Source organism: Vibrio tapetis subsp. quintayensis, from assembly GCF_030409945.1.
Classification (GTDB): domain Bacteria; phylum Pseudomonadota; class Gammaproteobacteria; order Enterobacterales; family Vibrionaceae; genus Vibrio; species Vibrio quintayensis.
The window spans coordinates 361,842-385,898 of sequence record NZ_JAUFQV010000043.1 but is presented as its reverse complement, the minus strand read 5'-3'; the positions used below and the strand labels follow the sequence as shown (position 1 = coordinate 385,898).

At 43.6% G+C, this 24,057-nt stretch carries 23 protein-coding genes and 1 riboswitch; of the genes, 10 read left to right on the top strand and 13 right to left on the bottom strand.

Annotation, left to right across the window (positions count from 1 at the left end; translation table 11 throughout):
• Positions 1-3 precede the first annotated feature (3 nt).
• The 6 genes from QWZ04_RS22660 to QWZ04_RS22635 form a co-directional block, all read right to left on the bottom strand.
• Positions 4-1,638, bottom strand: coding sequence for a cobalamin biosynthesis protein (locus QWZ04_RS22660; RefSeq protein WP_290330561.1), 1,635 nt, complete (start codon positions 1,636-1,638; stop codon positions 4-6).
• On the bottom strand, positions 1,635-2,471 hold the full coding sequence (gene cobI / locus QWZ04_RS22655; RefSeq protein WP_290330560.1) for a precorrin-2 C(20)-methyltransferase: 837 nt from the start codon (positions 2,469-2,471) through the stop codon (positions 1,635-1,637). The genes QWZ04_RS22660 and cobI overlap by 4 nt, the downstream gene beginning before the upstream one ends.
• Before the next feature lie 116 nt (positions 2,472-2,587).
• Entirely contained in the window at positions 2,588-3,856 is a 1,269-nt protein-coding gene (cbiE, locus tag QWZ04_RS22650; protein WP_290330559.1) for a precorrin-6y C5,15-methyltransferase (decarboxylating) subunit CbiE, read from the bottom strand.
• Between the two features lie 22 nt (positions 3,857-3,878).
• A complete protein-coding gene (locus tag QWZ04_RS22645; protein ID WP_290330558.1) occupies positions 3,879-4,532 on the bottom strand; it encodes a precorrin-8X methylmutase in 654 nt (217 codons plus the stop codon).
• Positions 4,533-4,595: 63 nt separating this feature from the next.
• Positions 4,596-5,765: a cobalt-precorrin-5B (C(1))-methyltransferase gene (locus QWZ04_RS22640; RefSeq protein WP_290330556.1), complete on the bottom strand. Its 1,170-nt coding sequence runs from the start codon at positions 5,763-5,765 to the stop codon at positions 4,596-4,598.
• Positions 5,766-6,042: 277 nt separating this feature from the next.
• Positions 6,043-6,233, bottom strand: a riboswitch (cobalamin riboswitch).
• Between the two features lie 44 nt (positions 6,234-6,277).
• Positions 6,278-6,865 carry a histidine phosphatase family protein gene (locus QWZ04_RS22635; protein ID WP_290330555.1) on the bottom strand — a complete coding sequence of 196 codons (588 nt, stop codon included), beginning with the start codon at positions 6,863-6,865 and terminating at the stop codon, positions 6,278-6,280.
• 645 nt (positions 6,866-7,510) lie between these two features.
• On the opposite strand from QWZ04_RS22635, the gene QWZ04_RS22630 reads away from it, so the two are divergent.
• Positions 7,511-7,831, top strand: a complete 321-nt coding sequence (locus tag QWZ04_RS22630; protein WP_290330554.1) for a hypothetical protein — start codon at positions 7,511-7,513, stop codon at positions 7,829-7,831.
• An 83-nt stretch (positions 7,832-7,914) separates the two neighbouring features.
• Here the strand turns inward: QWZ04_RS22630 and QWZ04_RS22625 are convergent, their stop codons facing one another.
• Positions 7,915-9,216 carry a dicarboxylate/amino acid:cation symporter gene (locus QWZ04_RS22625; protein ID WP_290330552.1) on the bottom strand — a complete coding sequence of 434 codons (1,302 nt, stop codon included), beginning with the start codon at positions 9,214-9,216 and terminating at the stop codon, positions 7,915-7,917.
• Positions 9,217-9,752: 536 nt separating this feature from the next.
• On the opposite strand from QWZ04_RS22625, the gene QWZ04_RS22620 reads away from it, so the two are divergent.
• The 4 genes from QWZ04_RS22620 (at position 9,753) to pepE (ending at position 14,200) form a co-directional block, all read left to right on the top strand.
• Entirely contained in the window at positions 9,753-10,604 is an 852-nt protein-coding gene (locus QWZ04_RS22620; protein ID WP_290330551.1) for a MurR/RpiR family transcriptional regulator, read from the top strand.
• A gap of 132 nt (positions 10,605-10,736) precedes the next feature.
• On the top strand, positions 10,737-12,098 hold the full coding sequence (dcuC, locus tag QWZ04_RS22615) for a C4-dicarboxylate transporter DcuC (protein ID WP_290330550.1): 1,362 nt from the start codon (positions 10,737-10,739) through the stop codon (positions 12,096-12,098).
• A gap of 70 nt (positions 12,099-12,168) precedes the next feature.
• On the top strand, positions 12,169-13,407 hold the full coding sequence (pepT, locus tag QWZ04_RS22610) for a peptidase T (protein WP_290330549.1): 1,239 nt from the start codon (positions 12,169-12,171) through the stop codon (positions 13,405-13,407).
• Between the two features lie 61 nt (positions 13,408-13,468).
• Entirely contained in the window at positions 13,469-14,200 is a 732-nt protein-coding gene (gene pepE, locus QWZ04_RS22605) for a dipeptidase PepE (RefSeq protein ID WP_290330548.1), read from the top strand.
• A 75-nt stretch (positions 14,201-14,275) separates the two neighbouring features.
• Here pepE and QWZ04_RS22600 read toward each other — a convergent pair whose 3' ends face one another.
• The 3 genes from QWZ04_RS22600 to QWZ04_RS22590 all read right to left on the bottom strand — a co-directional run bounded on the left by QWZ04_RS22600 (position 14,276) and on the right by QWZ04_RS22590 (position 18,234).
• Positions 14,276-14,746, bottom strand: a complete 471-nt coding sequence (locus QWZ04_RS22600) for a methylated-DNA--[protein]-cysteine S-methyltransferase (protein WP_290330547.1) — start codon at positions 14,744-14,746, stop codon at positions 14,276-14,278.
• Between the two features lie 109 nt (positions 14,747-14,855).
• A complete protein-coding gene (locus QWZ04_RS22595) occupies positions 14,856-16,658 on the bottom strand; it encodes a sensor domain-containing diguanylate cyclase (RefSeq protein WP_290330546.1) in 1,803 nt (600 codons plus the stop codon).
• Between the two features lie 205 nt (positions 16,659-16,863).
• Positions 16,864-18,234 carry a DNA-3-methyladenine glycosylase 2 family protein gene (locus QWZ04_RS22590; protein WP_290330545.1) on the bottom strand — a complete coding sequence of 457 codons (1,371 nt, stop codon included), beginning with the start codon at positions 18,232-18,234 and terminating at the stop codon, positions 16,864-16,866.
• Between the two features lie 86 nt (positions 18,235-18,320).
• Between QWZ04_RS22590 and QWZ04_RS22585 the strand changes: the two genes are divergently transcribed.
• On the top strand, positions 18,321-18,476 hold the full coding sequence (locus tag QWZ04_RS22585; RefSeq protein ID WP_290330544.1) for a hypothetical protein: 156 nt from the start codon (positions 18,321-18,323) through the stop codon (positions 18,474-18,476).
• 28 nt (positions 18,477-18,504) lie between these two features.
• Here the strand turns inward: QWZ04_RS22585 and QWZ04_RS22580 are convergent, their stop codons facing one another.
• Entirely contained in the window at positions 18,505-19,425 is a 921-nt protein-coding gene (locus QWZ04_RS22580; RefSeq protein ID WP_290330543.1) for a permease, read from the bottom strand.
• A 107-nt stretch (positions 19,426-19,532) separates the two neighbouring features.
• Between QWZ04_RS22580 and QWZ04_RS22575 the strand changes: the two genes are divergently transcribed.
• From QWZ04_RS22575 to QWZ04_RS22565, 3 genes are all read left to right on the top strand, one after another.
• Entirely contained in the window at positions 19,533-19,850 is a 318-nt protein-coding gene (locus tag QWZ04_RS22575) for an ArsR/SmtB family transcription factor (RefSeq protein WP_290330541.1), read from the top strand.
• A 261-nt stretch (positions 19,851-20,111) separates the two neighbouring features.
• Complete coding sequence (locus QWZ04_RS22570) at positions 20,112-20,411, top strand: hypothetical protein (RefSeq protein WP_290330540.1); 300 nt, start codon at positions 20,112-20,114, stop codon at positions 20,409-20,411.
• A gap of 78 nt (positions 20,412-20,489) precedes the next feature.
• Positions 20,490-21,152 carry a hypothetical protein gene (locus QWZ04_RS22565; protein ID WP_290330539.1) on the top strand — a complete coding sequence of 221 codons (663 nt, stop codon included), beginning with the start codon at positions 20,490-20,492 and terminating at the stop codon, positions 21,150-21,152.
• On the opposite strand, the gene QWZ04_RS22560 is transcribed toward QWZ04_RS22565, so the two are convergent.
• Positions 21,141-22,520 (bottom strand): aminotransferase-like domain-containing protein, encoded by a 1,380-nt coding sequence (locus QWZ04_RS22560; protein WP_290330538.1) that lies wholly within the window; start codon positions 22,518-22,520, stop codon positions 21,141-21,143. The genes QWZ04_RS22565 and QWZ04_RS22560 overlap by 12 nt on opposite strands.
• A gap of 149 nt (positions 22,521-22,669) precedes the next feature.
• Here QWZ04_RS22560 and QWZ04_RS22555 point away from each other — a divergent pair, with 149 nt between their 5' ends.
• On the top strand, positions 22,670-23,272 hold the full coding sequence (locus tag QWZ04_RS22555; protein ID WP_290330537.1) for a LysE family translocator: 603 nt from the start codon (positions 22,670-22,672) through the stop codon (positions 23,270-23,272).
• A gap of 88 nt (positions 23,273-23,360) precedes the next feature.
• On the opposite strand, the gene trmY is transcribed toward QWZ04_RS22555, so the two are convergent.
• Positions 23,361-23,957 (bottom strand): tRNA (pseudouridine(54)-N(1))-methyltransferase TrmY, encoded by a 597-nt coding sequence (trmY, locus tag QWZ04_RS22550; RefSeq protein ID WP_102525136.1) that lies wholly within the window; start codon positions 23,955-23,957, stop codon positions 23,361-23,363.
• Positions 23,958-24,057 lie beyond the last annotated feature (100 nt).

Here is a 24,057-nt window from a genome sequence, read left to right as displayed (position 1 = left end):
TCCTTAATCTTTTAATTCTTCTAAACTTTCTTTCGCATCTTCAATAGGTGCAAAAAACGGCTCTGATAATATGTTTTGTAATGGCGTACGCGTATGCAGCGCTTCAAACAAGGCTTTCCATTGTTCTAATGTGAATTCATCAATAGCTTTAAGCCACACACCGTTATTGATCGGTGTTTCATTTTTGGCTAATCGCTCGTACACCACCATCGCGGCGCGGTTTCGACACGCTCCGGCACAATGAGTGCGGCTGATTTTTATGCGCTTATCGCCTTTGTCTAACCCCATGGTTTTAAGGATTTGACGCAAGTCATGAGCTAAGTTTCGGCTACCTTGTTTCGCGCAACGTCCGCCTTCGCACACTAATAGATGGTGCCGGTGGTAAAGCATTGGGCGATTCAAATCGACGTGTTTAGGTTTGCATTCAAAACCGTCGACCACTTGGTTGCCATGAGCGTTAATTTTTACCACTTCATTTAGCCAGTTTTTCCACTTCTTGCGGGCTAGTGGTTCGTCATATTGAATACGAGTGCAGGCAAGTGTGATGTTAAAACCATCTTGTTTGTACTTCCACTTACCGACTACCAGCTTGTTGGTGTTGCTACGTTTTAAACTCGCCGCTTCGGCAACTGAGGCCACCCCCGTCACCTTTTTTACATACTCAGATGGGTTTTCAATTCCTTCTATGTCTGCTAACGCTTCCGCGGGATAAGTCACAAACGGGATTTGGCTCGATTGCGAGTATTCCAATATGCCCACTTCATCGGCTTTAAGGGCAATGCTTGCCAGAGCCGAAATGCTTTGATGAGCAAGGTTGTGTTCATTAAGAAACAAGCGAATGCCGGTTTCGATTACGTGCGCGGGCGTATTGCGATCACAACCTATGCCAAGCACCAAAGATTTCGGCCGCCAAAGTACGGTTTTGTCTTCCCATTTCTGAGCACCTTTAGGCTCCAACTGATCGGAAATGAGTAGCAATCCATCCCACTCCGTTGGCGGTAACAAATCTAATTGGGATGCCTGTTCTGGTAAGGCATTCGAATTAAGATCAGGGTGACACATCAGGTTGCTTGCCATCGAACGTTTATGAGGCCACCACGTTTGCTCGCCAGCTTGCTGCACCACGAGTACTTTTTGCTCATTAACAACCGCGGCACTAACGCGTGTAATCGCGGCTTCACAACGAGGGTCTAAGCTCCAGCCAAATTGCGCGCCGAGCATATCGACCGATAGCGTGCCAGCCACATCCGACGCCGTTGTGACCACAGGTGTCGCCGCTAAGGATTTTGCTACTTGGCAAGCAAGGCTGTTTGCGCCACCTCGATGGCCAGACAACATAGGAATAACAAACTGACCATGATCGTCAATGCAAAGCACACCCGGGTCGCTGCGCTTATCTTGCAGCAACGGTGCTATCATGCGGCTTACAATGCCTGCGGCAAAAAAGCAGATATGGTGGTCATATTGATTGAACCTTGGCGTCATAAAACCAGACAGCGGTAAGGTGAGCGTTTGGGCTTCTTCGTAAGCCTCTTGGCCGATAGGTGCCACAAACACGTCGGCAAACGGCAAAGTAGAGGCTAAGCGTTTTGCCTGTCTCGCTCCATTTAAGGTAATGGCATAGATGGCTATTTTCATGCGGCTTCGCCCGTATCCAATGTGTTTTTCGTGCTATTAGCACTGACTTCATTCACATCGGTATCGAGCGCTTTGCATTTTTGCGCCGCAGACGTACCTCGCAACACACCACGACGAGAACGAATCGAGATTTGAACCATAGAAAAATAGCGATTCTCTTCCGGCACATCATTTAGGTTGCTGTATATTTCTTGTTTGGCGGTTGTAGCGTGAGATACGTATGTCGCACAATCTAGCAAATCTAATTTCGTAAGCTGTTCGATCAACTTAGGGATAACGCGGCCCGCTTTGATCAGCATGATGGTATCGAACTCTTTAGACAGCCGCTCTAAGCATTCAATACCCCATGTTGCTGGTACAACACAGAAACGTTCTTGACCGTCTGCTAAAGGGATTTGAGTCTGAGACGGAATCGCAGTAATCGACGTGATGCCCGGAATAATTTCACTTTGCAGCTCTGGCAACAACTCAGCTAACTCTTCTTGTAGGTAAGCCCACGTGCTGTACACCGATGGGTCACCCTCGGTTGCAAACGCCACTGACTTACCTTGCTTAAGGTACTCAGCCAGAGTTTCAGCCGCTTTACGCCATGCTGGCATGTTGATACTAGGATCACGAGTCATTGGAAAATGCAGGTAACAAACCTGTCCCTGCATATCGCTCTCTTTCAGAACACCAGCAACGATCTGCTTTGCGAATGAATGATTAGAACCTAAGTCTTTCTCGGGAAATGCCACCACATCCACTTCAGATAACAATCGGTGCGCTTTTAACGTCAATAACTCGCTGTCACCTGTTCCGACTCCAATGGCGTACATAGTTCCTAATGTCATGATTTGCATTCTCTTAATATTCTGTTGTTTTTCCCTGCCAAGATGAAGACCTCGTCAGGTTTGAATTGATGCTTGTGGCTCGGATGAATCCAGTGCAATTTATTGCCGTTAGTTTGCTATTTATTAAACACAAACAGATGTATTGGGTTCTCTGCTTGGTAGCGAGTGTAATGCGCCAAAGGCACACCATTAGAAATCGACACTAACTGAACCTGTACGGGTACATCATTGCGTTTCGCCCAGCCGTAAATTTCAGATACCGAATCCACCGTGACTGCCGATGCCACTAACACACCTTTGCCTGCCAGCCGTTGCCACGCCGTATCCAAAATGCCGTCCATTTGGCCGCGGCTGCCACCAATGAACACACTCGAGGGTTGCGGTAATTCTGCTAGCCCTAATGGCGCTTTTTGTTTTACTAGCGTGACGTTATCGGTGCTGTGTGCTTGGATGTTCGCTTCGATCGACGGGTAGCAATCGCTGTTGGACTCAAGCGTAAACACTTGGCCTTGTGGGCATTGCTTGGCGGCTTCTATCGCGACTGAACCTGACCCTGTTCCAATGTCCCATACAACATCGGTCGGTTTTATCCGCATGGTACACAATGCTAAATGACGTGCAGATTGCTTGGTTATCAAACCACGTTTTGGCATGCGCTTTTCAAAATCATCGTCACTTGCGTACTGGCCTAACCCGCCCCATGCTTGAACATCTGGGTTTAAGTTGCGCTTCAATACCACGACATTCAGTGAGTCGAATTCGCGGTCAGACTCAGCCAGAGATGAGACAGTCCACTGGGTAATATTTTCCGTTGGCGCACCTAAGTTTTCTGCTACCCACACTTGCCAATGGGTGTTATTAAATTTCAGTAAATGCTTGGCAATACGCACCGGGTGGTTATGTTTGTCTGTTAACAAGCAAAACAAATTGCCGTGCTGCATTTGGCTGGATAGCCCGTGAATGGTGTCATAATGTTGCGAACGACCATGCAACGAAATGGCTTTCGAATCCTGCCAAGCAAGGCCTATGCGGCTGCAGGCGAGTTGCATGGAGCTAGGAGACGGTAAAAAACGCAGTTCATTACTTGGTAGACGTTTTAATAACGTACTGCCGATTCCGAAGAATAAGGGATCGCCAGAAGCCAGGACCACCACACCGCCCTCTTCACTTTCTTCTAGTACTTGAGCAAGCCATGTAGAAAAACCAACCTCCATGTTCAACACTGTACCTTTAAACTGTGGAAACCATTCAAGCAAGCGTGTATTACCAGCTAATACACGGGCGTTTTCAACGCTGTTCACGGCTCTGCTGGTCAAGCTTAAACACCCATCCTCAGGCACACCAATTACCGTCACGGCCGCTTGTTTTTGCTCAATACATGTCATCTAGATGATCTCCTACTGGCTATTAAATAGATTGTGCAAGCAATGCGTGAATGGTCGAAACCACTAAAGGGCTACCGCCTTTGCGCCCTAAACTGGCAATGAACGGCACGCCTCTTTGTTCAAATAGAGCTTGTTTAGACTCATCAGCCTTTACAAAACCAACGGGAAGACCAATCACCAAGGCTGGTTTTGCTTCGCCTTCCTCAATCATTCTTAATAGCTCAAGCAATGCGGTGGGTGCGTTGCCTACGCCAACGATTGCGCCATCAAGTAAGCCATTATCACGTGCGTATTGCATAGAATGAATAGCGCGTGTTTTTCCTGTTTCTTTCGCATCACGAATCACATCTGGGTGAGAAATATAGCAACTCGCTTCATTGCCAAAATGCTTCAATCTCGGCTTGTTCAGCCCGGTAACAATCATGCTTACATCGGTAATGATCCGCGCGCCAGATTGCAACGCAGCAACACCAGATAACACGGCATCTTCGCTGAATTTAAACAAATCTGCGTATTCAAAATCGCCAGTGGTATGAATAGCGCGACGAACAATATTCCATTGCTCTGGTGTAAAGCTATGACCACCATGAAAGCGTTCTATTTCGTCATCAATAATAGTGAACGAATCACTCTCGATTTGACGCCCTTGTTGAGTCATTTGACGCATCTTTTCCATTTCACTGTTCCTTAATTTTGTTAATCAACCGTGTGACTATTCCAAACGCTCATATCTCATGCTTTACGCCTTTAAAACACAATACTTCGCCAACAAATCACCATTAAAATCGATCAGTCGATATTCAATCGTCACCGCATGTTTTACGTACACCGAAGCATGTTCCGCCGCTTGTTGGCATAAAAGATTTAAAAAGGCTTGCTGACCGGTTTGTCGCCACAAATCCAACACGTGCCTTCCCGTATTGGCTTGGCGAATCTGAGTGCATACATCGGCGTCGAGTTGGGATTGCACGGCTAAGTCGGCCAGTAGCGAAAAATCTATCGCGCGGCCTGAAACGTGAGTCATCATGTGCCCAGCCACCATTTTGGCGAGTTTACCAATCATGGCGACCACGGTTACTTGAGGTACGTCGTAACGTTTAGATGCCCGCAACCCGACCCCCACAAAGTCACCCGCTTGAATGAAACTAAGGGGATCAAGTGTTGGCAGCAAAGCCATGGCGGATTTTTCAGAGCGGGAACCCGTAGTCAACACAACGTGGTGCTGCCCATTCGTTTTCGCAATTTGAACGGACTGCCTAACAGAGGCGGAAAATGCAGAGGTTGAATATGGCTTTACGGTGCCACGCGTACCAAGAATGGATATTCCACCGATCAAGCCGAGTCTCGGGCCAATGGTTTGCTTGGCCCGCTCTACGCCATCGGGAACGCGGATTTCTAAGCGCATACCTCGTGCTAATTTAAGATCTTCTGAAGATTGCGCCCATTCTAATAACGCCATGTCTTGGATATTACGTAATGGAACAGGATTAATGGCCGCAACACCCACAGGAAGTTCAAGTCCCGGCAGCGTGACTCTTGCAACGCCAACGCCGCCATCTATCTCAAACCCTGGCAGATGGTTCCAAGTTGAATAGCATTGAATCTCGGCTTCGTGAGTACAGTCTGGATCATCACCAGCATCTTTGATTACACCAGTCAGTACACCCTGTGGTGTAATTTCAAACCGATTCAATGCAAACGTCGCGGGTTCTCCGTTTGGTAGAGTAATCGTGATGTGTTCAAGAGAGGTATTATGCAAAAGGCCATATACAGCGGCTCGGCTTGCAGCAGCGGCGCACGCTCCCGTTGTAAAACCAGAGCGAAGATCAGAACGATTTTTAGAGCGCTTAACTTTCGTTACTGTTGACTTAGTTACTGTTGACTTACTTACCGTGGATTTGGCTATCATGGGTTTGGTTCCCATGAGAAAGCATTCGCCCTAACGCCGAAAAAAGCGCAAGCTAGTTGTAAAGTACCAATGGGTAACGTCGATAAGAATGTGTGTAACACCGCGCTATTGTCTCGCCTGTCTGTCTCATTCATCGACCAATAAAGGCGTCAAAACGGTGAGTTACAGAAAGTCGAATACTGCCGTGCCCTGCTATAATTTAAAGACAATTATGCAGTAAATTTGGCTTCCACTGAGTAGCCCCGCCCAGTATTCGAAAATTCCATGGCCTTTGCGGATTATGCAAAGGTTCGTAACAGGTATTCTGACTCACGACTAAAACGCATTATCGCCTTCCCAACTCACGATCTTAGAGTCAGTGGCCTTGATAATACTCATCGCATACAGCTGCGGGTACAGTTTAGGATTCTCACCTAATTCCCTGCTCAACATTCGTTGAGGTCTTGTAAAACAAAACATTACTTAAAATAACCAGAGCGATTGTAATGGATATGAAGAAAACTATAAACCGATTATTTAGTTGATTTTATATCTAACAATGTTATTTGCCCGTTGTCAGGAATACCCTCACCTAGTTCCCACCCTTTAAGGCCACATACGAGATTGCGTGCGGTGCGTATCCATTCCCCATGACTGACCACCCAAACGGTTTCACCTAGGTGTCGCTTGACTAACGTGTCCAAAAAACAGGCTATGCGAGATTCAAAATCCGCATCCGATTCTGAGCCAAACTGATGACCAAGTGGTTGCTCGTAACGGCGATGGTAACCATCCCAAAAAGCGTGATGGTTTATCTGCTCACCCTCTAATTGACCAAAGCGCCTCTCACGAACCTTATCGTTCGGAACTAGGTAACCATTGACTTGGTTGGCGATAATTCGAGCCGAAGACAAAGCTCGACCTAAATCACTGCAATATATCGGAGGATGTAAAGGTTTATGGGCTGGCTTAGCGCGATGCGTAGCACGGGAGAAGTCAATGTTTTGGAAGTGACGCTTGCCAGAAGCACTGAGTTTACTGTCTTTCCACCCCTGCAATTTCATTTCTAAATTCCATTGCGTTTTTGCATGGCGAACAAGGAGGATACGAGTTTGCGACATTCGGAACCTAAATCTGGTGAGTGGCTTTGCTTATATTCGGCAGAACGATAAAGTCACACATCAATAAAGTAAAGTAATTGTCGATTTGTTCTGTGCGCTCACTGACATAAAAGTTTCAAACTCTCCGCAATTTTTATCAGCAGGCCTATTTGAAATTTCATCTTGGGGGTTCTTTAGTTCAGGAGAGTACTAAATTTTATCTAATCACTCGCAACTTATAGTCAGCTCCGCACTCGCGCACCTAATATGTGCTAAGTTTCATTAAATTTTACTATAAAATTAATTGCACATGAAGTCTATATACCTATCTAGGTGCTTTTTTTGGTTATTACTATTCGCCAACTCAATTCGAACGTTCTTCCCTTCAAACTCGCTTCAAGAGAGTTACTTTCAATTTACTGACATCTTCCAATTCCCAATTATTGTTTTCACCTTAATCGCACTATTTGGGCTCGGTTATAGTAAACGTCTATTCACCTTAAAAAGTCATCGTGTAATCGCCTCTACCTATATAGCTAATTCACTGTATTACATGTTAATGCCCGTCTTTTTTTACTGGGAGCAAACAAGCGATATCGGCGTCGATATCATTGTATTTTTGCTAACCGATTTTCTAATATTTTGGTTATTATGGAGTAATAAAAAATGTCAACCGTAGCTGCCCTTGGCCAAGTCAAATCTGCGTCTCCATTAGGAACATTAATAAGCCTAATGTACAAACAAATCTCTACAAAGAATCAAGCAGAAGACGTATATCGTTCCTTAGTCCCGCTATTGCACGACCATATAAAAACGGGGAAAAATATTAATGACCCAAAAGTCATCAAAGCTCAAGAGGTACTTGAAGGGTTAGCACCATTTGGTGCGAAAAGAAGAAACTTTAGAAAGTGGTATATCGGTTCAACATCCAAACTTTTAACTTTGCCTCATGATCCAGACAAATTAAGTATCGCATGTTGGTGGTAAGTCACGGATCTTTCTTAAAACGTGGTGGCCATTAATACGAGGAATACCCCACTATCTTAATGACCACCATACCGCCTTAACTTTTAGATCTTAGAAAGATGAACCTCTTCTTCTTTCTCGCCAGCTTTAGGGTCGTTGAATCGTTCTAGATCCAAGGCACCTTCAGACTTAGCCACAATACAACTTACGGCGCTGTCACCTGTGATGTTAACCGCAGTACGGATCATATCTAACAGACGGTCTACACCCATAATCAGAGCGATACCTTCTAACGGCAGGCCAACTTGGTTCAATACCATTGCTAGCATAATCAGGCCAACACCGGGAACACCAGCAGTACCGATAGACGCTAACGTCGCGGTAAAGATAACCGTTAAGTAATCCGCCATTGAAAGGTCAATATTGTAAGCTTGAGCGATAAACGCAGTCGCGACACCCTGCATGATTGCAGTGCCATCCATATTGATGGTTGCACCTAGAGGTACAGTGAATGATGCTACTTTGTTGTCTACGCCTAAACGATTCTTCACCGTTTCAAGTGTTACTGGGATAGTCGCGTTTGATGAAGCCGTTGAAAATGCGAACATCACTGCATCTTCCATTTTACGTAAGAACGTAATTGGATTTAGACCAGCAAATGACTTCAACATAAAGCTGTACGTCACCAAGCCGTGTAGCAATAAAGTCGCAGACAAGACTAAGAAATATTCAGCAAGATTTAGAATGGCCCCTAAGCCCAAACCCGTAAACAATTTGGCCATTAAGAAGAACACACCATATGGTGCAATGTTCATCAACAAAGCAACAAGCTTCATGATCACTTCATTTAAGTCACTAAATACAGCCGCGACACGCTCACCCGCTTCACCAGCGGCACTGATAGCAATACCGAACAATACAGCAAATACGATAACTTGAAGTGTTTTACCCTCAGCCATAGCGCTAATCGGGTTGGTTGGGAACATATCAATGATAACTTGCCCCAAAGAAGGCGCAACAGCTGATTGGAACGAGTTGGCTGCCGTTAGGTCAGCGCCAGCACCCGGCTGGAAAATCGTACCCATGGCTAATGCTAAGGAAATAGCAATAGCGGTTGTTATCACATAGAAGCCCACTGTTTTGCCACCAAGGCGACCAAGTGTAGCGACATCTTTTAGAGAACTGGTGCCACACACCAGAGACACGAAGACTAAAGGAACGACTAGCATTTTTAAACTAGCAATAAAGATTTTGCCGCCAACCTCAAAAAGGCCATTTACGATATAGGCGTCAACAAAACCGTTTTCAGCAAACAATGCGCGAATTGCAAATCCTGTCAATATACCCGCTACCATACCGATAATTACTCGACCGGTTAGCGACATTGGTTTTTTGGTATTCTTCATGAACACTCCTTTTGTTGTACACTTTGCCATCATTGCAAAGCGCCAAGGAGATTAGCAGTACATTCAAATTTTTATGAAATAAAATTTCAGCGCTCAATCAGTAACGTGATCTAAATCACTACAAAACACCCCGCCAACAACAAAAACACAACAATACACCCTCAAAATCAAAACAGTGCAGTACAAAAACCACACATATGCACTATTAGCGATATATATAACCGTTAACGCATAACAGTATGAACCTATCCACATAGTAATTTTATTACAAAAAGTAGTTTATTCATTACCTACCCCTTACCCGTAATTTCAATACTTCGTTACAGACTATACATATTTGCAACAATTACACGTACAAAATATTAATATAACTGTTGGGCTTATTCATCGTTTATTTAGTACTTTGAACCCCATCATACTTTTTGATATTTGGTTAGCTATGTCACAATTTAAATATGGGAAAAAGTCATTCCCTTGTATAAACATCTATTGAATAGGAAAATTCTCCCATCGATATAATTGAGTGGGAAAATGCGATGAATAAACAAGACTTTATCGATAGTGTTAATAGCATGGATTCATTAACTTCTACCGAGAAAATAATCGTCGCGTACTTTATTAAGCATTATACTATGCTGCCCTTCGCGAAAATGGATGAACTGTGTAAACAAATTGGCGTAGGTAAAGCAACTCTTGGTCGCTTCTTACAGCGTCTTGGGTTTTCAGGCTTTATCGACTTTAAGAAGCACGTGTCAGATGATCTTGTACAAGTTCTAACTACACCCATTGATCGCTGTGAAACAACGTTACCTTCTGATAACAACAGCAATATACTTGCTAAGCACTTTCAAGAAGTCACCGCGAATATGCAGACAACATTCGATACCATTTCTCAATCCGATTTTGACCTCGCTGTTACTTGTATGAAGAACCCAAACGGAAAACTATACGTTATGGGCAGTGCGTCAGCGGAAGCTCTGTCCAACTACTTTTATTTGCTAGCTCGTTATTTGAGAAAAGAAGTTATCCTGTTAAAGGCCGACGCGTCTACACTGCCACATCAACTTGTAGATGTAACAAAAGACGACTGTTTATTTGCCATTTCATACCATAGGTTTTCCAGTATTACCGTACGGACTGTGCGTTGGTTTAGCGAAAATGGTGGCAAAGTAATCACGATAACAGACCAACAGGTCAATCCGTTTGTTTCCTACTCAGATATTGAGTTTACCGTCGAGAGTTTAAGTGAGGGGTTATTTAATAACCGTACATCAGGGTTTGTCCTAATTGAAGCATTCATTAAAGCTTTATCATCCACATCAAATATAAGCCCTCGCTTCTCTCGAATCGAAGGGATATTTTCAGAGTTCGACATATTTAAAACATAAATAGAAACACAGTTTAGATTCACCTTTACCTATAACTTCGATCTTTATTGAACGGAGGGGATTAGTTTCACCTTAATTCGTACAAAATACGGACATTCACCAATAATTAACGAGTCATTTAAGAGGTTTAAAATGGTTACATTTTTAGCGATACCTATTATTTTATCTGTTGGATATTTCATAATAAAAAAATACAATACTCAAGCCGTTCTATTACTATCCGGTTTACTAATGATCGCAATCGGCGTCATTAATGGTAACCCTGATTTTATGCCGAAAGGCGGCACGCACACTGGTTCTGTTATTGTAGATTTCTTTGAGGTCATCAAAGTTATCTCATCATCTACCCTTGCTAAGCTTGGCCTTATTATTATGGCCGTTGGTGGGTTTTCCAAATACATGAGTCACATTGGTGCTGCCAATGCCATGGTTCAAATCGCTACTAAGCCTCTTTCAAAGATCAAAAACCCTTACTTAGTTCTCGCGATGGCTTACATCATCGGTCAACTGATTAATGTCTTTATTCCTAGTGCTACTGGTCTGGCTCTATTGTTATTGGTTGCAATGTACCCGGTACTTGTGGGCGTTGGTTGTAACCCAGCAGCAGCGGCAGCAGTAGTTGCCACTACAGGTTGTTTAGATTTAGGCCCTGCATCATCAGCAGCAAATAAGGCGGCTGAAGTTTCAGGTATTGATGTCGCCACTTATTTTGTTAGCTATCAATTACCCGTTGCCCTGACAGCCATGTTTGTCATCGCGGCTTTGCATTTTGTTTGCCAACGCTACTTTGATAAAAAAGACGCAGAGAAAGGCATTACCCATGAGTTTAGTATAGAAACTAAAGAGCAACGTCAAGCTCCAAAATGGTTTGCAATACTCCCTGTTTTGCCTCTCATGCTATTACTAACCTTTAGTAAGTTCGCTATTACAAGTATCAAAATGAATGTAGTTACTGCAATGTTCATTGCTCTATTTATTTCGATGCTTTGCGACTACATTTTCACCCGCGACGGCAAAAAAGTAGCAGCATCATTAAAAGTATATTTAGAAGGTATGGGAGCAGTATTCTCAAGTGTAGTTAGCCTTATTATTTCAGCAAAAGTGTTTGTTACAGGCCTTAGCTCAATTGGTTTTATTGGTATGTTGCTTAATTCCGCCTCTAGTGCCGGGTTTGGCTACTTAGCGATGGTCATTGTGTTGGTACTCATCATTATGCTGGTCACGTTATTATCTGGTTCTGGAAACGCATCGTTCTTTAGTTTCTCGAACCTTGCTCCGGACGTAGCTGCACAAGTCGGCGCGTCTGCCGCTGCCGTAGCACTACCTATGCAATTGGCATCTGGCCTTATGCGCTCAGCGTCACCTGTTGCCGGAGTTATTATTGCCTGTGCTGGTGTTGCTAATGTCTCACCGATTGAATTGGCAAAACGTACAGCCATTCCGATGATAGGTGGTTTATTAACTGTGTTAATCGGTTCTCAGTTGCTCATATAGGACGTTATATAAGGTGAATCAAGCGGGGGTATTTCGATCTCCGCTTTTAATCGAACTCATAGGAATCATTATGGACATCGTTGAACGTTTTATCAGTTATACCAAAATTAACACGACGACCAACAGAGAAAATGGCGCAGCGGGCATCATGCCTTCTTCTGCAGGCCAGATGGTATTAGCAACCCAATTGGTACAAGAGCTTGAAACCCTTGGCCTGGTGGATATTAATTTACGTGACACTGCGATACTTACTGCAACGTTGCCCGCAAACTGCGATGAAGCGATTCCAACAGTGTCCTTTTTTGCTCATCTGGATACCAGCGCAGAGCAACCTGCTGATACTAAAGCCCACATTGTTCACTACGATGGACAGGATATTTGTTTAAACTCGGATCTGTCTCTCTACCTCACGAATAAAGAATTTCCTGAGTTATCGCAATATCACAAGCAAGATATTATTGTAACAGATGGCACGAGCCTTTTAGGGGCTGACGACAAAGCGGCTATTGCCGCCATTATAGATGCGCTACAACATTTGATTTCTCATCCAGAAATAAAGCATGGCCCTGTTAAAGTGGCTTTTCTTCCCGACGAAGAGCAAGGGCTTCGTGGCGCCAAAGCTTTTGATATAACGAGCTTTGGAGCCGACTTCGGTTATACGTTAGATTGTTGCGGCATTGGGGAGTTCGTCCACGAAAACTGGAATGCGGGTAACGCTGTGATCACTTTTACCGGACAATCAGCCCATCCGATGTCAGCCAAGGGGAAATTAAAGAACTCCCTGCTCATGGCCCACCAGTTTATATCCATGCTACCTGCAGGTGAAGCTCCTCAATATACTGAAGGAACAGAAGGTTATTACTGGGTAAAAGAGCAAAGTGGTAACAGTGCTAAAACGGTGTTAAAACTCGATATCCGTGATTTTTCACAATCAGGGTACCGTCAGAGAATGCAATTTCTACAAGACTTAACCACTAGTTGCAGTCAAATATGGGGTGATAACACCATTGAAATAGACCTATCTGATCGTTATGAAAACGTCGCAAATAGTTTACAAGGCGAAGCTGCGTTCCCAATAGAAATTGCCAAACATGCTTACCAAAGAAACAACATTGAAATGAAAGCACTCCCTATGCGCGGCGGATATGATGGAGCTGTGTTGTCACAAAAAGGTTTACCATGCCCCAACCTATTCACTGGCGCTCATAACTTCCACTCCGTTTATGAATATTTACCAGTAGAATCTCTCAAAGCCGCAAGCGCTGTCGTTAAGGATGTGATACAAATTACACACGAAAGATTTGCCTAATTCAAATTCAAGCAGCACGAGTGTTTAGCACGTGCCCCTTTAAGTAGTAGGAGCTCAATTTATGAACGTCATGTTATTTAGCAATGGTAAATTGCCTGGAAACCAAAAAATTCTCGAATACGGTTTGGAGTGGATCGAAGAAACCGTTAAGCGTACTGGCGCCAAAAAATTTGTTTTCGTTCCTTACGCGATGATCCGAGGAGACTACAACGAGCGTGTTGATGCGCTTAATGAAGTACTTTCTCCGTACGGGTGTGAAGTTGTGGGCATCCACCAAGCTGATGATCCTGTAAAAGCAATTGAAGAAGCTGATGGCATTCTAGTAAGCGGTGGTAATACGTGGGTGCTTAATAAGACACTTCACGACTTGGGGCTTATTCGCCCTATTCGCCAAGCTGTCTTAAATGATAACAAGCTGTACATTGGCTGGAGCGCAGGTACCAACATCGGCACTCCAACAATACGTACCACCAACGACATGCCGATTGTTACCGCAGCTATCTTGCCAGCGTTAAACTTAGTGCCATTCCAAATTAACCCACACTATATTGAGGCTAATATTTCTGGCCATATGGGTGAAACGCGTGATGAACGTATTGAAGAGTTCTTGGTAGTAAACCCACATGAGGTTGTTGTTGGCATCCCAGAAGGAACGATGCTGCAAGTGATTGGCGACACGCTTACTTACCACAGCGCAAACAAAGCGCCTCTAAAACTGTTCAGACACCAACAGGAATCTAAATACTTTAACGAAGGCGATGATTTTAGCTTCTTGATGAACCACGGTTGTTAGTCAGCTCATAACTTAAATCACTAAGTTCGGCGTAATTTATTTGCGTCGAACTTTTTTTCCATTCATACCTGCCAACTAAGCGCGCTCAAGATCCAGTAGTTTCCTTTTCGTGTCAACACCACCAGCATAACCGGTCAATTTTCCGCTTTTACCAATCACTCGGTGACAAGGAACAATAATGGAAATCGGGTTTTTACCATTCGCAAGCCCCACCGCTCTCACTGCTTTTGGATTGTCGATGGCATTAGCAAGATCTTGATAGCACCATGTTTCACCATATGGAATGGTCGTTAAAGCTTGCCATACACTCTGTTGAAACGCTGTACCCGTTGCCGCCAGAGGTAAACTAAAGCTTCGCCTTGCGCCTGCAAAGTACTCGGCTAGTTGCAGCCTTGTTTGGTCGATGAGTGGATGGTCGACTTTTCTCTCACCCAAATCATCGGGTTTGGTCGTGTGGATATCAAACCAAACCCCTAACAGGCCATCATCGTTTACTTGAATAGTAACTCGCCCCATTGGCGATTGGTATTCATCATAAAAGGTCATATTTTAATACTCTGATATTCGACTATTTTGCTTGATTGAAGCTTCAGTTTACCTATTCATACCACTTAAACTAGCCAAAAACGGAACTCATGGTAGGTGTTTCGAAGTTCTAGTCCCCAAAATAGACGATTTTATTACGTCCTGTTCTTTTTGCTTGATAAAGCTTGGTATCAGCCAATTTGAACACGTGCTTAGCACTGGTTTTGTCCGTTGGGTAGATTTCACAAACACCAAAACTCAACGTAATGTCGTATGCTCTTTTAGCAAAGAGTATTTTTAACTCATCTTGAACATTTGACAAGGTTCGGATGCACTCATCATTGTCGAAGTCAGTATAAATGACAGCAAATTCCTCGCCGCCAAAACGACTGATTGCGTTAGCACTTTGGCCACATATGGCGTCAAGTATCTTAGCCACATCTTGTAGCACTCTATCCCCTTCATCATGGCCGAACTTATCATTAATCTGTTTAAAATAGTCGATGTCGCAGACAACTAAAATCAAGTTAGCACAACGTTGGTTTGCCAACTTGATGTCGTCTTCCATTTGTCGGTTGAAACCTCGACGATTTGTTAGACCTGTTAATTCATCCGTGATTGCTTTTTCATGAAGATTATTGTTTTCACTTGCTAGGTGATGTGTACGTTCAGCGACTTTGCTTTCTAGATTTTCAACTAAATCAGATAAGTTGTAAGACATGCTTTTCATCTCAACACTCAAGGAGTTCAATTCACTAATATTACTAATAGGGTTTTGTATCAATTGAACGCTTTTGAGATCTTGGCTTTTGATCGCATCATTCAACACTTGAACAGGCTTAGCTATATTTCTCGAAATAATCGTACCAATAATGATAATGACAATTAGCATAAACAGGATGGAAATAACGGTATATAAATAAAAATCGTCGATCGTTGTTAGGTGATACTTTTTAGGTATAAGAATACCCAACGACCACGTTCGCTCGTTGTCTAATTGAATCGTTTCAACACTAAAATAGTAGTCGGTATCGCCAACCGTTAATATACTCGTATTGTCATTTAAACCTTTACTCGCTTCTTTAAGAGCAGGGTGCTCATGGTTGGCAAGCGAAACCCTCGTTAACCCTCCATTAACCGCATCCTCTGACTGCCCATCTTTGTTGATTTTTGCTAATGAAGTTGATACCGAAGTCGCAATTACATCACCATTCTCATCTGCAAAGTAGACGATTGCACCAGAAACAATGTCCAGCGAACTTAAAAATTCGTCTAACTGATTCAGTGCAATACTGGCTGCGGTTACGCCAAGAATGTTGCCTTTCGAATCAATAATAGGGGCCGAAAGGCTGATCCCATGTGTTTTATACCCATGATAAGTGTGAATATCACTGAGCACTAACCCACCTTTATTAATCGCATCTATATAAAAGGGGCGAGTCCTAGGGTCGTAAGAAAAGTGTTCAGATTCACGCTTACCAATCACTTTGTAAGGGTCAAACGCATAACCAGCCAACGATAGAGGCTTTTCGACGAAGTTGGCAGAGAGCGTAATGTTTTCTTCTTTTGTAAACGGGTCTTGAACCGAAGCAACATAACGGCCATCAGTAGTAGCAACTGAAATGAAAGTTAGATGAGAGTTGGCCAATGCTTGATCATGAAATCGATTTGCTACTGGATAAAGATCGTTAAGCGCTAGCCGCCCATCTGCAAATGCACGTTGGTTAATGGTAACGAGCGCAGTAAGTGGTTTGAGATAGTCTTTAAGGTAAGTGATCATTCGTTTCTCGACTTCTTGGATATGCTCTTCACCTACTTTGTCTGCGGTATAAGAGATAGCAAGAGTCGAAAATGAGTAAGAAGTGACACCAGCTATCACAAACAAAACAGCAAAAGGAATGATTATAAATAGCTTTAGAGGAATGTTTTTCATTAAAAGAAATATCATGCTTTGTAATCTAGGGACTCGCATGGATCTTAACACAAGCATATGATAATGATCATCAAGAGCATTATAATATATTGATATTTATGTAATTAGTGTGTCTGCGTTGTAAACTTTTGTATCCACTTCCAGCTTATACTCATTAGGAATAGAACATAAGCTATAGGTTGTTTGACTCGTATCACTGAGCCACTCAGCTATTGTTCCAGCAATGCAACGTCGCATAGCTTCCCCATGGTGCGACATCCGATTTGTTTAGCTCGGGCCACTTGGTGATTGCTTTTTTTACCACCAGATCATTATCTAAAAAGAGATCCGGTTGAGATGAGCCACGCATTTGCGCGTAGTTTATCGTCCACGGACCGATGCCTTTTAGCGCTATCCAATCACTTGCGGGAGCTTGCGGGTTCTCAAGCATGAATCGGGCGAATCGCGCCAGCGTGTCTTTACGGCTTTGAGGCATTCTTAAGAAAGATAAATCCATTTCGGATACCGTTACAGGGCTAGGGAACACCGTTTTGCCACCAACTTGCTCGCCACATTGATCCACCAATACATTCAGTTGATTAATTGCTGCTTTTACTGACACTTGTTGGCCTAGAATCGCCCTCACTCCTGCTTCCCATTCATTCCAAAGGCCAGGGATTCGAATTCCTGACTCTACAATCAAGTCCGGGGCGAGTTTACTTAACTGGGCTTCAATATCCAGTACGTTAGCGTCTAGGTCAAACATTCTTCTTAGTCGCACCACAAGCGCTTTTAACTGTGACGGGTCTGCTATATCAAACTCTATCGTTAGTGCGTTTTCTGTTGCTAAGCTTGCTTTAAACCACCCTGATGTCCCATTGAGTGTAAAGCTGCGTTGATAACTGTTTTCTTCTACCAGCTCGACAGTGTGAATTGCCCTTAACCGATAAAAACCTAACATGTGCTGCCAATTCAGCGGTGTTTGAAAAGCCAACTGGATTTGATTGGTTTTATGCTCACTGGTGTGTGTTTTTCGTATCTGACTTGGTGAAAGGCGCAAAATCGTTTTGAACGCATCGTTAAAGCGTCGAACGCTATTAAAACCACTAGCAAATGCGATGTCAGTTATCGTCATACTACTATTATGGAGTAGCTGCTTGGCAAACATCAGTTGGTGATACTGAGCATATTGCTTTGGTGACATACCCATGTATTTATCGAATAGCTGGCGTAGGTAACGATCGGTAATGCCTAACCTTTCAGCCAAAAGTACGAGTGTCGTATTTTGTAGATCACCCTGCTCTATCATCGTTACTGCACGTTGAAAGGAGACCTCCGTGCCTTTCCATGCCCAAGAACTTGGGGCACTGTCTGGTCTGCAACGTAAGCATGGTCGATAACCCGACTGCAGCGCCTGAGCTTTATCATGAAAATACTCAACATTCTTCTCCAACGGAAGATTTGCTGGGCAGATAGGGCGACAAAAGATCTTCGTTGTTTTGACCGCGACATAAAACTTACCATCAAAACGAGCATCTCTTGCTGTCCTCGCTCGTTGACATTCCTCTTGGCTCATTTTCGTTTTTTGATCTTCCATAACCGCGCCTAATTCAGTGCAATTTCTGCTAGTGTCCGTTAAGTGTAACCGCTAAATAAACTCAAAGTAGCCATTTTCGGAACTCAATGATAACAAGTGATGCTAAGCTAAAACACACTGATATGATCGCACTGATGGCACATGCGATGGGTGCCATTAATCTAGGCCTCAACGCAACAAGGTGTGATCAAATCTCTCTGACCACACCTTGCCCTCGCGGGGTTATCGCTTATAGCTTATAGCTTGTAGCTTGTAGCTAAGAAATGATCCTTAGCCAAACAGCCAACCGTATGAATAGCCCGCGCCAATCGCCATTGAAAGAATCACAAACAAAAACGCGGCAATCATCTGGTTCTTAAAAATAGACTTAAGCAAAACGACTTCCGTTAAGCTCGCCCCTGCACTACCAATGATTAACGCCATGACTGCCCCCAGCCCCATGCCCTTCGCGGCAAGCGCAGCACTAAGCGGGATGACCGCCTCAGCTCTGATATATAGTGGGATACCAATTACCGCCGCAACTGGGACTGCAAACGGATTGTCACCATTTGCGACTTTCACCACAAACTCTGTTGGCATGAATCCGTAAATCAAAGAGCCCAATGCGATGCCGCCCATCAAATATGGCAGTACTTTTTTGAAATCAGTCCATGTTGTGTCCCAAATTCGTTTCCACTTATTTTTTGGTGGCTTGTTACCGCCGCATGTAGAACCACATCCTTTAGGTTCTGGCGCGATATAGGCCTCTTCTTTAACGTATTTTTCAAAGCCGAGCTTTTCGAGCGAATAACCTGCGATCACCGAGACTCCCATGGCAATAGCAAAGTAGAAAACGGTTACTTTCAATCCAAATGTCACGGCAAACAAACCGATGATGATCGGGTTAAGTAATGGACTTGCAAACAAGAACACCATCATGGTGCCAAACCCAGCTTTTGCTCTAAGTAACCCTTTCAAAAATGGGATAGTTGAACAAGAACAAAACGGAGTGATCGCCCCTAAGAAACCGGCAATGATATAACCTCGGCCTTTCTTACCACTTAAGATCGACTGAATCTTTTCGGGTGGTACATACTCTTGAAGCACGCCTACTAAGTAACTAATGAGCAGGAACAACACCGTTAGTTCCGCAGCCAAAAACACAAACATGTTAAGGGCCTCTTGAGCCATATTACTGTCAATATTAAACATAAATCTCACCATTCGATAATTCTAGTATTTTCGAAATATATTCCTAAACGCTGGCATGATCAAGTTATTTCTAGTAATATCGAAATATAAATTTGATGAGGTGTTTTATGGATATCGAAATAGTAGCAAAAGCACTAAAAGAGTTAGGGCATCCAACCAGGCTGATGATTTACAAAAGTGTGGTACGAGCTGGGTTCCAAGGTATCGCTGTTGGTGGAATACAAGAACAATTGGACATTCCAGGGTCTACCTTGTCCCATCATATTTCAAGTTTAGTCTCAGCCAACTTGATAACCCAACGTAGAGAAGGAAGAACCTTATACTGCGTTGCAGAATACGACAAACTCGCGTCCGTCATCGGTTTTTTGCAAGACGAATGCTGTATTGATGCCATTGATGCCATTGATGCCATTGATAAAATGTAAAGTTTTCGATTAAAAGAAAGTCCTCATTTCCTCCACAATTTCTCCGCAATTCACTCTTATAGTATCTCTATCAACTAAGATTAATGGCGGAGTAAAGAGGATTCAATGATGACTAATTTGATTTCAATTCCGGTGATATGGATGCGGGCGAACGGCTGATTGATAGCCAGTACCTAAGCAGTACCAAATACGTGTCAACAACTATTAAAGGCGATGAAGCCATCTTTGGCGTGAATTTTATTGATGGTCGGGTCAAAGGATATGGTCAAAATCACCGCGCACAGACGAAGACAAATCGTTTTATCTTTTAGTCGTGCGTCTGACTACGGAATCAATGACTTCGATAACCCGACCAACGGCACAGTTAAACATCAGGCAACAGGCCATGGCCCACAAGGCGACAGCATCCGCATTGATAACATGGTGCGTTGTGTTGCCGGTGGCGACGTTGATTTGGTTGAAGCTCAGCCAAGTTCAGAGCGCACAAAATTTGAGTTCACATTAACAGTTGACGAAACAGGTGCGCTAGGAGGTAAACAATCAATTTCCAACGACTCATAGCTGCCTGTTGAACCAGTCAAATTGTGATAGCCTGAAGAAATTGGTTGTTATGGCACCACTTCAAAAGGTAGCGAATTTATGGGCAACGTAACGAATAAACGTATTGATATCGCATTTTTACACACCGGTGAAGTGCACGTTAATACGTTTGACGTTTTGGTAAAGAAAAAGCGCAGCTCACTAAATATTAGTCATTGTGTTATGCCGGAATTGTTAACTCATGCCATTGAGCTGGGCATTGACCATGATTTGAAGTCAACTATGTTCAACACCATTAATAATCTTAGTCAAAATGCTCGGATGGTCGTATGTACTTGCTCATCAATTGGTGGCGTTGCAGAAGAATTTGACGGCTTAAACAACACCATCGTTAAACGGATTGATCGAGCAATGGCAGATAAAGCAGTACTTGATGGCAATAAAATTTTGGTGGCTGCTGCGTTGCAAAGCACCATAGATCCAACCATAGGTCTCATTTTAGATTCAGCGACAAAGGTAAATAAGAACATTATTGTTTCACACTCCGTTATACCGGACGCTTGGGCCTATTTTGAACAAGGCGATATGACGACATATCATCAGTCCATTGCTCGCTATCTAAACACCATACCTATAGACGCCGACATCATCGTGTTGGCTCAAGCTTCGATGGCTGGCTGTAGTACCTATTTTACTAAAGCCATTCCTATCTTAAGTAGCCCTGACATTGGGGTAACCGAAGCCATTACATCACTTAGTTAAACAGGCTGCTGTATCAGAATGAATCGCATCGTATATGATCCTTAACCCTTCCTTGAGCTGACTGCGGCTTGTTGGCCCAGTTAAAGACAACCTCACGCACGGTGGAATCCTGTGGTGACCGACAGCAAACAACTCTGCCTCGCGAACATGTACGCCCTCTTCTGTCAGCTTTTTACGAAACGACGCACTGTTAATGGGAGATGGTAACTCCAACCATACATTAAACCCGGCAATTGCATGTTGTGTTTGGTTAGGAAAGAACGTTTCAAATATTCGATATCGCGCTTTTAACTCCTGAGCAATCTCCTCATCAACGGCATTCATTGCTCCATTCGATAACCAACGACAGACTAAGTCCACCAGCAACGGGCTCACATTCATACAGCTTGCTCGCAAAGACTTTTGCAATGCCAATTGCAGCGCCAAGGGAAAGATGAGAAAACCAACTCGGATACCACCAGAAAAATACTTAGAAAAGCTGCCAACATAGATAGTGATGTCTGGCGCGATGGCGACCAAAGGCGACTTTCTATTTTCTGGAGGACAGTACAACACATCATCTTCTATGATCATCACCCCAAACCTTCGGCATATTTCAATGACCTGTAGGCGTCGGCTATCACTTAATTGCACGCAGGTAGGGTTTTGAACTGCAGCCGTTAAATACAACAGTTTCGGGCTGTGTCTCTGACACTGCAAATGTAAATCTTCTGGTACGACGCCATATTCATCAAGCTTAATCGGTACGACTTTGCGTTCACTTTGTTGGCAGGCATGTACAAATTCAGCGTAACAAAGACCTTCAACTAGAACCACATCTGAAGGCCGAGTCATACCTTGTAATATCGCCGACAATCCATGCTGCCCACCGTAGGTCCAACATAGCCTTCTGCTATCGATATCGTGCAGCCACTTCTCCGATAACCAAGAGCGTAACACTTGACTATGCCCATGCAGCCCAGCTGCACTGTGATAACCTAGCACCGCATTCTGTGCGATCGGCTCTTGCGCCAATTGCAATAGGCTGTCGTGGAAATGGCTTTGTTGATTAACCAACAGAGGACGGCATATGGCCATATCAATCCCCTCCCGCGGTGCAACGGGATAATAGTACCCATGATGTTCGCTCTCACGATCTTTTACGTAGGTACCACTGCCAACTTTTGGTTCAACCAAATCGCGCCTTAACAACTCCTGATACGCTCGAGTGACCGTGCCAACTGTAACACCAATTTTATATGACAAAATCCTTTGTGGGGGTAGCTTGCTCCCGGCCTCTAATTCCCCGCTTTCGATCGCTTCAGCAAAAGCATCAGCCAAAGCAATGTACTTATGCCCAGTTCGGCCTTCTATTTCTGGTTTAAACATTGTGCCCCTCTTGACGGATACAATTGAATATAGATAACAGAGTAGCTAGGCACTTAAAAAAAGCAAACAACATTATTGTCATGGTGACGCATTAAGCCTAGAGAGAGCAAAAAGAAATTGGTTAGGGTGTAAGAAAACAAGGAATCTTCATGAACACTATCTTCGATATTTTACCTGCGATGAGTTTGCTCGCATTTGTTACCGCTTTTACACCGGGCCCGAACAACTTTCTACTTGCGAGTTCGGGAGCACAATTTGGGGTACGGAAATCGGTCTATCACCTACTTGGAATAAGACTAGGCATTATTGGTCTGCTGCTTCTCTGTGCAAGCGGTGTTGCCGTCGCCTTACAACAACACCCGACTTGGCATCAAATACTTCGATACCTTGGTGCCAGTTATATGCTTTGGTTAGTGGTGAAGCTGGTGCTTACTAGCCAGTTCGATAGCACATCCCGATCCGCGACACCTCTTACTTTGATACAAGCCTCTTTTTTTCAAGTTGGCAACATAAAGGCATGGATGGCCTGCCTGGCTTTAATCAGTGGATATACTCTTCCCAATGACTATTGGTTTTCAGTCGTGGTGATTATTGTCGTTTTCACCTTATTCGGGCTTATCGCCAATGCCAGTTGGGCGTTTCTAGGTCGAGGAATTAGCCAAAAATTGGACACATCGAGAAAAAAAAGAGCATTTTCAGTTTCATTAGGGCTTCTGACGCTCGTATCTATCTTGCCGTTATTAACCCCTTAATTAAAAAACGAAGAACGACACGCACAAAAAAAGCCTTCACGACAATGAAGGCTTTTTCATCATTATAAATCTTTAATCACGAGGTTACTTACTCACGCATATCCAACTCATTTTGAATCAGAACCACGCATTGAGAGGCAAATAACATCTTAGGGCCTAAGCTGATTTTTTGTGTTCCTAAGCGTTTTAAACTGTTAAAGCTCTTTTTCGGCATTGGAATGTGGTCGGTAAGTAAAAAGCACGAGTCGCCTTCAAACGCTTGCTCACGAATATGAGTGCCTTTTTTATCCATCATGTAGATGTTGTAATCTTCCGCTAATTCTTGAATCAACTTCTCGAAGCTAATGGTTTGAACCGTAATACCGTCTTCAACCTGACGCGTTTGCTCTTTGGTCATACCCACAGAAAGCGTTAACGCTCCTGCAATTTTTTTGAGCAAAGCCTGCTCGTGGAACCCACCAAAGTTACTGATTTCGCTTGGCTTGAAACATATGGTTCTGGAATAATCTTTGGTACTCTCGAGTACCAGATAAACGATAACATCGTCACGATGAGACTGTGCCACAAAGATCGTATTCATCAAGGTGTGAGCCAATATCTCTACGTGAGCTTCTTGTCCTACGGAGGCTAGGAATTGTTCGCTGTCTGTTGGGGCTGAACGGGCTCTTAATACAAATGCGCGCATGGGTTACGACCTGCTATCTAATGTCTAATATCAATAATTGGCAGACAATATCACAGCTAGAGAAGTTGGCATAACGCTATTTATTGCAGGGTTTCTTAAT

Excerpts from the sequence above, each read along its gene's own strand:
- QWZ04_RS22660 (WP_290330561.1), bottom strand. The coding sequence starts at position 1,638 with ATGAAAATAGCCATCTATGCCATTACCTTAAATGGAGCGAGACAGGCA.
- cobI (WP_290330560.1), bottom strand. The coding sequence starts at position 2,471 with ATGACATTAGGAACTATGTACGCCATTGGAGTCGGAACAGGTGACAGC.
- cbiE (WP_290330559.1), bottom strand. The coding sequence starts at position 3,856 with ATGACATGTATTGAGCAAAAACAAGCGGCCGTGACGGTAATTGGTGTG.
- QWZ04_RS22645 (WP_290330558.1), bottom strand. The coding sequence starts at position 4,532 with ATGGAAAAGATGCGTCAAATGACTCAACAAGGGCGTCAAATCGAGAGT.
- QWZ04_RS22640 (WP_290330556.1), bottom strand. The coding sequence starts at position 5,765 with ATGATAGCCAAATCCACGGTAAGTAAGTCAACAGTAACTAAGTCAACA.
- QWZ04_RS22635 (WP_290330555.1), bottom strand. The coding sequence starts at position 6,865 with ATGTCGCAAACTCGTATCCTCCTTGTTCGCCATGCAAAAACGCAATGG.
- QWZ04_RS22630 (WP_290330554.1), top strand. The coding sequence starts at position 7,511 with ATGTCAACCGTAGCTGCCCTTGGCCAAGTCAAATCTGCGTCTCCATTA.
- QWZ04_RS22625 (WP_290330552.1), bottom strand. The coding sequence starts at position 9,216 with ATGAAGAATACCAAAAAACCAATGTCGCTAACCGGTCGAGTAATTATC.
- QWZ04_RS22620 (WP_290330551.1), top strand. The coding sequence starts at position 9,753 with ATGAATAAACAAGACTTTATCGATAGTGTTAATAGCATGGATTCATTA.
- dcuC (WP_290330550.1), top strand. The coding sequence starts at position 10,737 with ATGGTTACATTTTTAGCGATACCTATTATTTTATCTGTTGGATATTTC.
- pepT (WP_290330549.1), top strand. The coding sequence starts at position 12,169 with ATGGACATCGTTGAACGTTTTATCAGTTATACCAAAATTAACACGACG.
- pepE (WP_290330548.1), top strand. The coding sequence starts at position 13,469 with ATGAACGTCATGTTATTTAGCAATGGTAAATTGCCTGGAAACCAAAAA.
- QWZ04_RS22600 (WP_290330547.1), bottom strand. The coding sequence starts at position 14,746 with ATGACCTTTTATGATGAATACCAATCGCCAATGGGGCGAGTTACTATT.
- QWZ04_RS22595 (WP_290330546.1), bottom strand. The coding sequence starts at position 16,658 with ATGAAAAACATTCCTCTAAAGCTATTTATAATCATTCCTTTTGCTGTT.
- QWZ04_RS22590 (WP_290330545.1), bottom strand. The coding sequence starts at position 18,234 with ATGGAAGATCAAAAAACGAAAATGAGCCAAGAGGAATGTCAACGAGCG.
- QWZ04_RS22585 (WP_290330544.1), top strand. The coding sequence starts at position 18,321 with ATGATAACAAGTGATGCTAAGCTAAAACACACTGATATGATCGCACTG.
- QWZ04_RS22580 (WP_290330543.1), bottom strand. The coding sequence starts at position 19,425 with ATGTTTAATATTGACAGTAATATGGCTCAAGAGGCCCTTAACATGTTT.
- QWZ04_RS22575 (WP_290330541.1), top strand. The coding sequence starts at position 19,533 with ATGGATATCGAAATAGTAGCAAAAGCACTAAAAGAGTTAGGGCATCCA.
- QWZ04_RS22570 (WP_290330540.1), top strand. The coding sequence starts at position 20,112 with ATGGTCAAAATCACCGCGCACAGACGAAGACAAATCGTTTTATCTTTT.
- QWZ04_RS22565 (WP_290330539.1), top strand. The coding sequence starts at position 20,490 with ATGGGCAACGTAACGAATAAACGTATTGATATCGCATTTTTACACACC.
- QWZ04_RS22560 (WP_290330538.1), bottom strand. The coding sequence starts at position 22,520 with ATGTTTAAACCAGAAATAGAAGGCCGAACTGGGCATAAGTACATTGCT.
- QWZ04_RS22555 (WP_290330537.1), top strand. The coding sequence starts at position 22,670 with ATGAACACTATCTTCGATATTTTACCTGCGATGAGTTTGCTCGCATTT.
- trmY (WP_102525136.1), bottom strand. The coding sequence starts at position 23,957 with ATGCGCGCATTTGTATTAAGAGCCCGTTCAGCCCCAACAGACAGCGAA.